The 12,636-nt window shown below is 63.1% G+C and carries 11 protein-coding genes; all 11 read right to left on the reverse strand.

Annotation, left to right across the window (positions count from 1 at the left end; genetic code table 11):
- Nucleotides 1-30: 30 nt before the first annotated feature.
- The 11 genes from BPNPMPFG_RS07680 to nuoF all read right to left on the reverse strand — a co-directional run bounded on the left by BPNPMPFG_RS07680 (nucleotide 31) and on the right by nuoF (nucleotide 12,630).
- A complete protein-coding gene (locus BPNPMPFG_RS07680; protein ID WP_258594459.1) occupies nucleotides 31-852 on the reverse strand; it encodes a biotin--[acetyl-CoA-carboxylase] ligase in 822 nt (273 codons plus the stop codon).
- A gap of 5 nt (nucleotides 853-857) precedes the next feature.
- Nucleotides 858-2,294, reverse strand: a complete 1,437-nt coding sequence (gene nuoN / locus BPNPMPFG_RS07685; RefSeq protein WP_258594461.1) for an NADH-quinone oxidoreductase subunit NuoN — start codon at nucleotides 2,292-2,294, stop codon at nucleotides 858-860.
- 19 nt (nucleotides 2,295-2,313) lie between these two features.
- A complete protein-coding gene (locus BPNPMPFG_RS07690; protein ID WP_258594463.1) occupies nucleotides 2,314-3,819 on the reverse strand; it encodes an NADH-quinone oxidoreductase subunit M in 1,506 nt (501 codons plus the stop codon).
- A complete protein-coding gene (nuoL, locus tag BPNPMPFG_RS07695; RefSeq protein ID WP_258594465.1) occupies nucleotides 3,819-5,792 on the reverse strand; it encodes an NADH-quinone oxidoreductase subunit L in 1,974 nt (657 codons plus the stop codon). Before nuoL ends, BPNPMPFG_RS07690 begins: the two co-directional genes overlap by 1 nt.
- A gap of 10 nt (nucleotides 5,793-5,802) precedes the next feature.
- On the reverse strand, nucleotides 5,803-6,111 hold the full coding sequence (nuoK, locus tag BPNPMPFG_RS07700; protein ID WP_027025980.1) for an NADH-quinone oxidoreductase subunit NuoK: 309 nt from the start codon (nucleotides 6,109-6,111) through the stop codon (nucleotides 5,803-5,805).
- A gap of 1 nt (nucleotide 6,112) precedes the next feature.
- Complete coding sequence (locus tag BPNPMPFG_RS07705; protein ID WP_258594466.1) at nucleotides 6,113-6,733, reverse strand: NADH-quinone oxidoreductase subunit J; 621 nt, start codon at nucleotides 6,731-6,733, stop codon at nucleotides 6,113-6,115.
- Between the two features lie 124 nt (nucleotides 6,734-6,857).
- Entirely contained in the window at nucleotides 6,858-7,349 is a 492-nt protein-coding gene (nuoI, locus tag BPNPMPFG_RS07710) for an NADH-quinone oxidoreductase subunit NuoI (RefSeq protein WP_136622278.1), read from the reverse strand.
- Entirely contained in the window at nucleotides 7,349-8,392 is a 1,044-nt protein-coding gene (gene nuoH, locus BPNPMPFG_RS07715; protein ID WP_258594467.1) for an NADH-quinone oxidoreductase subunit NuoH, read from the reverse strand. The genes nuoI and nuoH overlap by 1 nt, the downstream gene beginning before the upstream one ends.
- 2 nt (nucleotides 8,393-8,394) lie before the next feature.
- Nucleotides 8,395-10,476 carry an NADH-quinone oxidoreductase subunit NuoG gene (gene nuoG, locus BPNPMPFG_RS07720; protein WP_258594468.1) on the reverse strand — a complete coding sequence of 694 codons (2,082 nt, stop codon included), beginning with the start codon at nucleotides 10,474-10,476 and terminating at the stop codon, nucleotides 8,395-8,397.
- A 73-nt stretch (nucleotides 10,477-10,549) separates the two neighbouring features.
- Nucleotides 10,550-11,245, reverse strand: coding sequence for a helix-hairpin-helix domain-containing protein (locus BPNPMPFG_RS07725; protein WP_258594470.1), 696 nt, complete (start codon nucleotides 11,243-11,245; stop codon nucleotides 10,550-10,552).
- Between the two features lie 80 nt (nucleotides 11,246-11,325).
- Nucleotides 11,326-12,630, reverse strand: a complete 1,305-nt coding sequence (gene nuoF, locus BPNPMPFG_RS07730) for an NADH-quinone oxidoreductase subunit NuoF (protein ID WP_258594471.1) — start codon at nucleotides 12,628-12,630, stop codon at nucleotides 11,326-11,328.
- Nucleotides 12,631-12,636 lie beyond the last annotated feature (6 nt).

A 12,636-nucleotide genomic window follows, 5' to 3' on the forward strand; every position in this document is an offset into this window, starting at 1 on the left:
TTTCCCTTCCTGGCCCTCAGGCCAAGTCCACTAGGCGCTGGCCGAAGCGACCGCGCCGAAATGTACGTCGCCGGCGGCGATCGTCACAACCGAACCCTCATCGTCGCGGATCACGAAACGGCAGTCCTCGTCAATGGTTTCGAACACCCCGCGCACCACATTACCGTCAATTCTGACAGCAACCTGCCCGCCAAGCCCCGCAGCGCGTGCCAGCCAGCGTCGCCTGACGGCGGCAAGCCCGCGCCCTTCGTCCCACAGCCTGGCATTTTCGCTCCAGGCATCCGACAGCGCCAGAAACAGCGTTTCCGCATCGCATGTCGCGCCCAGCGCGCGCAATGATGTTGCCGGATAAGGCAAATCCTCGGGATAAGCCACAACATTGACGCCGATGCCGACAGCCACGGCGAAGCGACCGCCGTCAAGGATCGCCGATTCCAACAGGATGCCGGCCAACTTGGCGCCGGAGGCGAGCACGTCGTTCGGCCATTTCAGTTCGAAACGGTTCTTGCCAGCGCTTGCGCCGTCGAGACCGATGGCGATCCGGCCTTTCGGCACCACGGCATCGAGTGCATCGGCCAGCGCCAGCCCGGCAACGAAGCCAAGCGTCGCGGCAAGGCGAAGTTCGCCGCTGGTGATGACAAGCAGCGTCGCCGCCAGATTGCCTTCGGGCGTCGCCCAGACACGACCGCGCCGGCCGCGCCCGCTTTCCTGCTTCTTGGAAACGACCCACAATTTGCCCGGATCACCTGCCCGGGCGTGGTCCAGCGCCACTGCGTTGGTGGAGCCGATCGTGTCATGCGCCTCAAGCCGGAACCCTTCCGACGCCGAGGTTGGAGCCAGCCGAAATGCCATGCCGTCTAGAAGAAGGTCTTGGCGGCGGCTTCGGCGTAGGTGCCGATCGGCCCGCCGATCAGCACGTAGAACAGCACGAAGGCGCCGGAGACGCCGAGCACGAGGCGCAGTTCACTGGCCATCGGCACAAAGCCGCCGACCGGTTCGTCGAACCACATGATCTTGATGATGCGCAGATAGTAATAGGCGCCCACCACCGAGGCCAGCACGCCGATGATCGCCAGCGCGTAGAGATGGGCGTTGATGGCGGCGAGGAACACGTACCACTTCCCCCAGAAGCCGGCGAGCGGCGGAATGCCAGCCAGCGAGAACATCAGGATGGTCAGGATCGTCGCCATGATCGGGTTGGTCGACGACAGACCGGCCAGATCGCTGATCTGCTCGACATTGCCCTCCTTGCGCCGCATGGCGAGGATGAAGGCGAAGGTGCCGAGCGTCATCACCAGGTAAATCAGCATGTAGATGGCAACGCCACGCACGCCGGCCTGGCTGTTGGCGGCAAGGCCGACCAGCGCATAACCCATGTGGCCGATCGAGGAGTAGGCCATCAGCCGCTTGATGTTGGTCTGGCCGATGGCCGCGAAGGCGCCGAGCGCCATCGAGGCGATCGAGATGAAGACGATGATCTGCTGCCAGTCGGCGGCAATCGGCTTGAACGCACCCATGGTGACGCGCACCATCAGCGCCATCGCCGCCATCTTGGGTGCGGCCGCCAGGAAGGCCGTCACCGGTGTCGGCGCGCCCTCGTAGACGTCGGGCGTCCACATGTGGAACGGCACCGCCGAGATCTTGAAGGCAAGGCCGGCCAGCACGAAGACGAGACCAAAGACGAGGCCAAGCTGGCGCTCGCCGCTGCCCAGCGCCGTGGCGATCTCCTGGAAGCCAGTGTTGCCGGTGTAACCGTAGACCAGGCTGATGCCATAGAGCAGCATGCCCGACGACAGCGCGCCGAGGACGAAATATTTGAGGCCGGCCTCGGTCGAACGCAGATTGTCGCGGTTGATCGCGCACAGCACGTAGATCGCCAGCGATTGCAGTTCGAGGCCAAGATAGAGCCCGATCATGCTGTTGGCCGAGATCATCAGCATCATGCCAAGCGTGCTGAGCAACACCAGCACCGGATATTCGAACTTGTCGAAATGCTCCGCCTTGGCGAAGCGCATCGACATCGCCAACGTCACCGCCGAGCCGATCAGCGCCAGCACCTTCATGAAGCGGGCAAAGGAATCCAGGATGTAGGCACTGCCGTAGGCGCTGCCCTGCCCGGTTTGGAAGATCAGCCAGGCGCCTGATATCACCAGCACGGCAACGGCAAGGCCGGTCACCGTATTGGCGGTGTTGGCGCGCGAATAGGCGCCGACCATCAGCAGCGCCAGCGCGCCGACGGCAAGGATCAGCTCTGGCGTCGAGAGCGACAGGCTGGAGAGAAGGTCCGGCGTCATGGTTCGCAAAACCCTTGGGTTAATTCGCCGCCGCGGTCTGCGCGGCGCCGATGGATGCAGTGACATTGGTGACGAGCGACTTGACCGATTGGGCCGTCGCGTCGAAGACGGGCGCCGGATAGACGCCGAAGAAGATGACCAGCACGACCAGCGGGTAGATGATCACCTTCTCGCGCGGCGACAGATCGAGCAGGCCCTTCAGGCTGTCCTTGGTGAGCGCGCCGAAGATCACCCGGCGATACAGCCACAACGCATAGGCCGCCGACAGGATGACGCCGGTGGCGGCGAAGAACGCCACCCAGGTGTTGACGCGGAAGACGCCGAGCATAGTCAGGAACTCGCCGACGAAGCCGCTGGTGCCGGGCAGGCCGACATTGGCCATGGTGAAGATCAGGAACACGGTGGCGTATTTCGGCATGTTGTTGACCAGGCCGCCATAGGCGGCGATCTCACGCGTGTGCATGCGGTCGTAAATGACGCCGACGCACAGGAACAGCGCGCCGGAGACGAGGCCGTGGCTGAGCATCTGGTAGATGGCGCCCTGCACGCCTTCCTGGTTCATGGCGAAGATGCCCATGGTGACAAAGCCCATATGGGCAACCGACGAATAGGCGATCAGCTTCTTCATGTCCTCCTGCATCAGCGCCACCAGCGAGGTGTAGATGATGGCTACGACCGACAGTGTGAACACCAGCGGCGCGAACATTTCCGAAGCCAGCGGGAACATCGGCAGCGAGAAGCGCAGGAAGCCATACCCGCCCATCTTAAGCAGGATAGCGGCCAGGATCACGGAGCCTGCCGTCGGCGCTTCGACGTGCGCGTCGGGCAGCCAGGTGTGCACCGGCCACATTGGCATCTTTACCGCGAAGGAGGCGAAGAAGGCGAGCCATAGCCAGGTCTGCATGTTGGCCGGGAAATTATGCGTCAAAAGCGTCGGGATGTCGGTTGTGCCGGACTGATAGAACATCGCCATGATGGCGAGCAGCATCAGCACCGAGCCGGCCAGCGTGTAGAGGAAGAACTTGAACGAGGCATAGACGCGCCGCTTGCCGCCCCAGACGCCGATGATGATGAACATCGGGATCAGGCCGGCCTCGAAGAAGACGTAGAACAGCACGATATCCAGCGCGCAGAACACGCCGATCATCAGCGTCTCAAGCAGCAGGAAGGCGATCATGTAGGCCTTGACGCGCTTCTCGATCGCTTCCCACGAGGCCAGGATGCAAAGCGGCATCAGGAACGTCGTCAGGATGACGAACAGCATCGAAATGCCGTCGACGCCCACATGATAGGAGATGCCGGAATCGAGCCAGGCGACCTTCTCGACGAACTGGAAGCCGGCTTGCGAATTGTCGAAGCCGGTCCAGATGAACAGCGAGATGATGAATGTGAAGGTCGTCGTCAACAGCGCGATGGCGCGGATGTTGCGGCGCGCGTTTTCACTGTCATCATTGATGAACAGGATGAGCAGCACACCAACCAGTGGCAGGAAGGTGACCAGCGAGAGGATTGGCCAGGCGGTCATCAGAGCATCATCCAGGTGACGAGTGCGGCAACGCCGATCAGCATGGCGAAGGCATAGTGGTAGAGGTAGCCGGTCTGCAGCTTGACGACCCGGTTGGTGACATCGACGACGCGCGCCGAGATGCCGTCCGGGCCGAGGCCATCGATGATGGTGCCATCACCGGTCTTCCACAGGAAATGGCCGAGGCGCTTGGCGGGCCGCACGAACAGGAAGTCGTAAAGCTCGTCGAAATACCACTTGTTGAGCAGGAAGGCGTAGAGCCCGCGATGCCGGGCGGCCAGATTGACCGGCATTTCCGGCGAGCGGATGTAGAACTTCCAGGCCAGCGCGAAGCCGATCAGCATGGCGATGAAGGGCGACAGCTCGACCCACAGCGGCAATTCGTGGATCTCGTGCAGGATGTGGTTGTCCGGCAGCGTGAACAGCGATGCCTTCCAGAACTCGGCATAGCCCTCGCCGATGAAGGCGCCGTGGAAGATGATACCGGCAAACAGTGCGCCCGCGGCCAGGATGAACAGCGGCACCAGCATCACCGGCGGCGATTCATGGACGTGGTGCATGACCTCGTGGCTCGCCCTGGGCTTGCCATGGAAAGTCATGAAGATCAGCCGCCAGGAATAGAAGGAGGTGAAGCAGGCGGCGATGACCAAAAGTATGAAGGCGAGGCCCGCAACCGAATTGTGCCCGGTAAAGGCGCTCTCGATGATGGCGTCCTTGGAGAAGAAGCCGGCGGTGCCGATGACCGTCACCGGAATGCCGACGCCGGTGAGCGCCAGCGTGCCGATCACCATCATCCAATAGGTGGATGGGATCAGCTTGCGCAGGCCCCCCATCTTGCGCATGTCCTGCTCGTCGGAAACGGCATGGATGACCGAACCCGAGCCAAGGAACAGCAGTGCCTTGAAAAAGGCATGCGTGAACAAATGGAAGATCGCGGCGCCGTAGGCGCCGACGCCGAGCGCCACGAACATGTAGCCGAGCTGCGAGCAGGTCGAATAGGCGATGACGCGCTTGATGTCGTTCTGGACGAGACCGACGGTCGCGGCGAAGAAAGCGGTGAAGGCACCGATGAAGGTGACCACCGTCAGCGCCGAATGCGACAGTTCGAACAGCGGCGACAGCCGCGCCAGCATGAACACGCCGGCGGTGACCATGGTGGCGGCATGGATGAGCGCCGAGACCGGCGTCGGGCCTTCCATGGCGTCCGGCAGCCAGGTGTGCAGCGGCACCTGCGCCGACTTGCCCATGGCGCCCATGAACAGGAGCAGGCAGACGACCGTCATGGCCGCCTGCTTGTCCAGCGCATAGCCGAGGAAGGTCAGCACGGCGGCGCCCTGCGGTGCGCCTTCAGCGGGAATGAACGTCGCCGCATTGGCGAAGATGGTGCCGAGATTGACCGAGCCGAACAGCACGAAGACGCCGAAAATGCCGAGCGCGAAGCCGAAATCGCCGATGCGGTTGACGACGAAGGCCTTGATCGCGGCAGCGTTGGCCGACGGCTTCTTGTACCAGAAACCGATCAGCAGGTAGGAGGCAAGACCCACCCCTTCCCAGCCGAAGAACATCTGCACCAGATTGTCAGCCGTCACCAGCATCAGCATGGCGAAGGTGAACAGCGACAGATAGGCGAAGAAGCGCGGCCGGTTCGGATCGTGGTGCATGTAGCCGATCGAATAGATGTGAACCAGCGCCGACACGGTGTTGACCACCACCAGCATCACCACCGTCAGCGTGTCGATGCGCAGCGCCCAGGACGCCTCCAATCCACCCGATTGGATCCAGCGCATCACCGGCACGGTGAACACCTCGCCATGGCCGAAGCCGACGGTGAAGAAGGCAACCCACGACAGCACCGCGGCGATCACCAGGAAGCCGGAGGTGATGTATTCGGACGCCTTGGCGCCGAGCGACGTGCCGAACAGGCCGACGATCAGGAAGCCGAGCAGGGGAAGGAAGACGATGGCCTGATACATGGTGGTTCCGTCAACCCTTCATCATGTTCACGTCTTCGACCGCGATCGAGCCGCGGTTGCGGAAGAAGACGACGAGAATGGCAAGTCCGATGGCAGCCTCGGCCGCTGCGACCGTCAGCACGAACAGCGCGAACACCTGGCCGACCAGATCGCCAAGCGCCGCCGAGAAGGCGACGAAATTGATGTTGACCGCAAGCAGGATCAGTTCGATCGACATCAGGATGACGATGACGTTCTTGCGGTTCAGGAAGATGCCGAACACGCCGAGCGTGAACAGGATCGCCGATACGGTCAGATAATGTGCGATGCCGACAACCATCTCAGAGTCCTTCGCCCGACTTGACCTTGCGGATTTCCATGCCGGTCGCCGGCGTGCGGCCGACCTGGGCCGCGATCGACTGCCGCTTGATCCCTTCCTTGTGGCGCAGCGTCAGCACGATGGCGCCGATCATGGCGACCAGCAGCACGAGGCCCGAAATCTGGAAGTAGTAGAGGTAGTCGGTATAGAGGATGTCGCCGAGTGCTGCCGTGTTTGTCCGCGTGGCGAGATCCGGAATTGGCTTGGAGACCGTCGAGGCCAGCCGCGGCGCGAATGTATAGCCGCCCAGCACGACGATCAGTTCCGCCGCCAGGATCAGCCCGACCAGCGCGCCGATCGGCGCATACTGCAGCGCGCCTTCCTTCATCTCGGCGAAATCGACGTCGAGCATCATGACGACGAACAGGAACAGCACCATGACCGCGCCGACATAGACGACGAGCAGGATTATCGCCAGGAACTCGGCGCCCGTCAGCATGAACAGGCCGGCGGCGTTGAAGAAGGTCAGGATCAGGAACAGCACCGAATGCACGGGGTTGCGCGACGAAATGACCATGAACGCCGACGCCACCGCGACAAAGGCGAAGAGGTAGAAAAAGGCCGCCTCTAGTCCACTCAGCATGGGGTTCCCCCGGGTTCCTGTCAGACAGATATTCGTCTGTCCGTTCTTTGGCTTCGTTCCGCCTCCGGTACCGAAGCCGCGTGTTCCTTAGACGAGGCCCCTCGCCCCGTCCATGCGTCAAATATCAGCGGTACGGCGAGTCCAGCGTGATGTTCCGCGCCAGTTCGCGCTCCCACCGGTCGCCATTCGCCAACAGCTTATCCTTGTCGTAGTAGAGTTCCTCGCGCGTCTCCGTCGCGAACTCGAAATTCGGCCCCTCGACGATGGCGTCGACCGGGCAGGCTTCCTGGCAGAAGCCGCAATAGATGCACTTCACCATATCGATATCGTAACGCACCGTGCGGCGCGTGCCGTCATTGCGGCGCGGGCCGGCCTCGATGGTGATGGCCTGCGCCGGGCAGATCGCCTCGCACAGCTTGCAGGCGATGCAGCGTTCCTCGCCATTGGGATAGCGGCGCAGCGCATGCTCGCCACGGAAGCGCGGGCTGGTCGGCCCCTTCTCGTGCGGATAGTTGATCGTCTCCTTCGGCGCGAAGAACTGGCGCATCGACAGGAAGAAGGCGCTGACGAAATCCTGCAACAGCAGCGATTTTGCGGCTTGGGACAGAGCGGACATCACGCAAACCCCGTGATCTTGAGGAAGGCGGCGGTAGCGACCACCATGAAAAGCGAGATCGGCAGGAACACCTTCCAGCCGAGCCGCATCAGCTGGTCGTAGCGATAGCGCGGCACGAAGGCCTTCACCATGGATATGCCGAAGAACACGAAGCACACCTTCAGCACGAACCAGATGACGCCCGGCACCCAGGTGAACGGCGCGAAGTCGAAGGGCGGCAGCCAGCCGCCGAGGAACAGGATGGTGGCCAGCGCGCACATCAGCACGATGGCGACATATTCCCCGAGGAAGAACAGCAGGAACGGCGTCGACGAGTATTCGACCATATGGCCGGCGACCAGTTCCGATTCGGCTTCCACCAGGTCGAAGGGCGGCCGGTTCGTCTCGGCCAGCGCCGAGATGAAGAAGATGATGAACATCGGGAACAGCGACAGCCAGTTCCAGTCGAGGAAGGTGTTGGGCAGGCCAAGCCGCGTGCCAAGCCCGTCATGCTGCGACAGCACGATATCGGACAGATTGAGCGAGCCCGCGGTGAGCAGCACGGTGACGATGACGAAGCCGATCGAGACTTCGTAGGACACCATCTGCGCGGCCGAACGCAGCGCGCCGAGGAACGGATATTTCGAGTTGGACGCCCAGCCGCCCATGATCACGCCATAGACCTCGAGCGAGGAGATGGCGAAGACATAGAGGATGCCGACATTGACGTTGGCGATCGCCCAGCCCTGGCTGACAGGAATGACCGCCCAGGCCGAGATCGCCAGCACCGCCGAGACCAGCGGCGCCAGCAGGAACACGCCCTTGTTGGCGCCGGACGGAATGATTGGTTCCTTGAAGACGAACTTCAAAAGGTCAGCGAAGGCCTGCAGCGTGCCCCAGGGGCCGACCACGTTCGGACCGCGGCGCAACTGCACCGCCGCCCAGATCTTGCGATCGGCGTAGAGGATGTAGGCGACGAAGATCAAAAGCACGACGATCAGCACGACCGACTTCAACAGGATGATCAGCGCCGGCAGCACGTAGAAGGAGAAGAAAGTGTCCATGCTTATTCCGCCGCCTGCTTGAAGCCGCTCTTGGCCAGCGCCGAGCATTCCGCCATCACGGCCGACGCCCGCGCGATCGGGTTGGTCAGGTAGAAATCCGCGACCGGCGAGGTGAAGGTACCCTTGTTCAGCCGCCCGCCGAGCTTCGCCACCTTGGCGATATCCTCGGCATTGCCGGCCGCGACCTGATCGATGCGGGCCAGATGCGGGTACTCGCCGTAGAGCTTCGCACGCAACTGCGGCAGCGAATCGAAGGGCAGTTTCTTGCCCAGAACATCCGACAGTGCCCTGAGAATCGCCCAGTCCTCGCGCGCGTCGCCTGGCGCGAAGCCGGCGCGGTTGGTCTGCTGCACACGGCCTTCCGTGTTGACGTAGGTGGCCGATTTCTCGGTGTAGGCTGCCGCCGGCAGGATGACATTGGCGCGATGCGCGCCCTGGTCGCCATGCGTGCCGATATAGACGACGAAGGCGCCGCCGGTCTTGGCCATGTCGATCTCGTCGGCGCCGAGCAGGAACAGCAGTTCCATTTCACCCAGCATGCCGGCGACGTTCTTGCCGCCTTCGCCCGGCACGAAGCCGAGATCGAGACCGCCGACGCGCCCAGCCGCATTGTGCAGCACGGCAAAACCGTTCCAGTCGGCGCGGGCAGCGTTGACCGCGGCGGCGAGTTTTGCTGCCTGGCCGAGGACAGCCGCGCCATCGGCGCGCGCCAACGCGCCCTGGCCGACGATGATGAGCGGGTGCGTCGCCTTCTTCAGCGTCTGGAAGAACTTGCCATTGCCGTCGGCCAAATCCTTGAGCGAATCCGGTCCGGCACCCAATTGTTCGTAGTCGTAGCGCGTGTCGCCGATATCGCCGATGACGCCGACCGGCAGATTGCCGATCCGCCAGCGCTTGCGGATGCGGGTGTTGAGCACCGAGGCCTCGAAGCGCGGATTGGCGCCGATGATCAGCACCGCATCCGCCTGCTCGATGCCCTCGATGCTCGGGTTGAAGATATAACTGGCACGGCCAAGCGCCGGATCGAGTGCGGCGCCATCCTGGCGGCAGTCGGTATTCTTCGAGCCGAGCGAAGCCATCAGCAGCTTCAGCGCATAGATTTCCTCGACCGCCGCGAGATCGCCTGATATGGCGCCGATCTTGTCCGGAGATGCCTTCGACGCCGCGTCCTTGATCGCGGCAAAAGCCTCGGCCCAGCTTGCCGGAACCAGACTGCCGTCCTTGCGCACATAGGGGCGATCAAGGCGCTGCGTGCGCAGACCGTCCCAGATGAAGCGGGTCTTGTCGGAAATCCACTCCTCGTTCACCTGCTCGTTGACGCGCGGCAGGATGCGCATCACTTCGCGGCCTCTGGAGTCGATGCGGATCGCCGAGCCGACGGCATCCATCACGTCGATGGATTCGGTCTTGGTCAGTTCCCACGGCCGCGCCTGGAAGGCGAACGGCTTCGAGGTCAGCGCGCCGACAGGGCAAAGGTCGATGACATTGCCCTGCAGCTCGGAGGTCATCGCCTGTTCGAGATAGGTGGTGATCTCGGCGTCCTCGCCACGGCCGATCAGGCCAAGCTCGGAAATGCCGGCGACTTCCGTGGTGAAGCGGACGCAGCGCGTGCAGTGGATGCAGCGGTTCATCACCGTCTTGACCAGCGGGCCGACATACTTGTCTTCGACCGCACGCTTGTTCTCGTGATAGCGCGAGGAATCGACGCCGAAGGCCATTGCCTGGTCCTGCAGGTCGCACTCGCCGCCCTGGTCGCAGATCGGGCAATCCAGCGGGTGGTTGATGAGCAGGAACTCCATCACGCCTTCCCGGGCCTTCTTGACCATCGGCGTGTTGGTGAAGATTTCCGGCGCCTCGCCATTCGGCCCGGGACGCAGATCGCGCACGTTCATGGCGCAGGAGGCCTGCGGCTTGGGCGGGCCGCCCTTCACCTCGATCAGGCACATACGGCAATTGCCGGCGATCGACAGCCGCTCATGGAAGCAGAAGCGCGGCACTTCCGCGCCAGCATCTTCCGCCGCCTGCAGCAGCGTGTAGTGGTCGGGTACAGTGATCTCTTTCCCGTCGACCTTGAGCTTTGCCATTCGCCTCAAACCCCTGCGGATGTCCCGCAATCTCTTGTTCCGGGCGCTGTCGAAACCGCACCCGGCATTTCATTCACTTCTTGACGGCGAGTGCCGCCGCCTGGGCAGTCCAATCGTCACGGCCGATGCGGCCGGTGAGCGACAAATAGTCCTCGACCCAGGCGATCTCTTCCGGCGCCCACGCCGCGATCTGGGCATATGTCCAGATGCCGAGGCCGTTGAGAACCTTCTCCAGCTTCGGGCCGATGCCCGATATCGCCTTGAGGTCCGACGGCATCGCCGGCCGATCCATGGCCTTGGGCTGCCGGAAATCCTCAGGCAACAGCCCGGCCGGGACCACGCCCATTGCCGGATCCGCGTCGACGACCGGCGCTGCGTCGGCTGTTTCCCGGGCAACCACGTCGGTCACATCCTGAGCGAAGGACTGCGCTTCGGCGATCAAGGTCTTGGTCGCCGCTCGGGCCTTGGAAGCATTCTTTTCCGTCTCCGAGAAGAACTCGGCACGCGCCTCGAAATCGTCGATGATGGGCTGCAGCAGCCGCTGCGAGGCTTCGGCAGCTCCGGAGAACGCGCCCATCCAGACGCCGAAGGCATGGTTGGCGAGCCCGATGCCGAGCGCCGACATCGCCACCGCACCCGCCACAGGGTGCGCGAGAAGGTTGACGGCACTCACCATCTCCTTCGGCATCATCCTTGTCAGGTCCTGGTTCATCTTCTCGAGCTGGTCCAAATTGGGCATCAATGAGTAGGGTGTCGAATACGGCGCCATAGATATCTCCTGGTCGTTTCTTCGTTCGCCCGCCCCGGTTGTCTCAAATCGGGCTCTTGCCCGTATTTCAATCGTTCTCTCTATTCCGCCGCCACCATCACCGGCTCGGCCCGGTGGGCATTGCGCGAAAACTCGTCGATGCGCCGCTCCACCTCGCCGCGGAAATGCCGCATCAGGCCCTGGATCGGCCATGCCGCCGCATCACCGAGAGCGCAGATCGTGTGGCCCTCGACCTGCTTGGTGACGTCAAGCAGCATGTCGATCTCGCGCTTCTGCGCCTCGCCGCGCACCAGCCGCTCCATCACCCGCCACATCCAGCCGGTGCCTTCGCGGCACGGCGTGCACTGGCCACAGCTCTCGTGCTTGTAGAAGTAGGAAAGCCGCGCGATCGCCTTCACGATATCGGTCGACTTGTCCATGACGATGACAGCCGCCGTGCCGAGGCCGGATTTGAGGTCGCGCAACGCGTCGAAATCCATCGGCGTGTCGATGATCTGCTCGGCCGGCACCAGCGGCACCGAGGCGCCGCCGGGAATGACCGCCAGGAGATTGTCCCAGCCGCCGCGGATGCCGCCGCAATGCGTCTCGATCAACTCGCGGAACGGGATCGACATCGCCTCCTCGACGGTGCACGGGGTGTTGACGTGGCCGGAGATGCAAAACAGCTTGGTGCCGACATTGTTGGGCCGGCCGAAGGACGAGAACCAGGCCGCACCGCGACGCAGGATGGTCGGCGCCACGGCGATGGACTCGACATTGTTGACCGTGGTCGGGCAGCCATAGAGGCCGACATTGGCAGGGAATGGCGGCTTCAGCCTGGGCTGGCCCTTCTTGCCTTCGAGGCTTTCGAGCAGCGCCGTCTCCTCACCGCAGATATAGGCGCCGGCGCCGTGATGCATGTAGATGTCGAAATCGTAGCCGGACGTGTTGTTCTTGCCGATCAGCTTGGCCTCGTAGGCCTCGTCGATGGCGCGCTGCAGCGCTTCGCGCTCGCGAATGAACTCGCCGCGCACATAGATGTAGGCCGCGACAGCGCCCATGGCGAAGCCGGCGATGAACGAACCCTCGACCAGCGTGTGCGGATCGTTGCGCAGGATGTCGCGATCCTTGCAGGTGCCGGGCTCGGACTCGTCGGCATTGACGACGAGATAGCTCGGACGTCCGTCGCTCTGCTTGGGCATGAACGACCATTTCAACCCGGTCGGGAAGCCGGCGCCGCCGCGGCCGCGCAGGCCCGAGGCCTTCATCTCGTTGACGATCCACTCGCGCCCCTTGGCGATGATGCCGGGCGTGTTGTCCCAGGCACCACGCGCCATCGCGCCGGCCAGCGACTTGTCGAAGAGGCCGTAGATGTTGGTGAAGATGCGATCTTTGTCCTGAAGCATTTTTCG

Origin of the sequence: Mesorhizobium sp. AR07 (genome assembly GCF_024746815.1) — a bacterium.
In the GTDB taxonomy this organism is placed as follows: Bacteria; Pseudomonadota; Alphaproteobacteria; order Rhizobiales; family Rhizobiaceae; genus Mesorhizobium.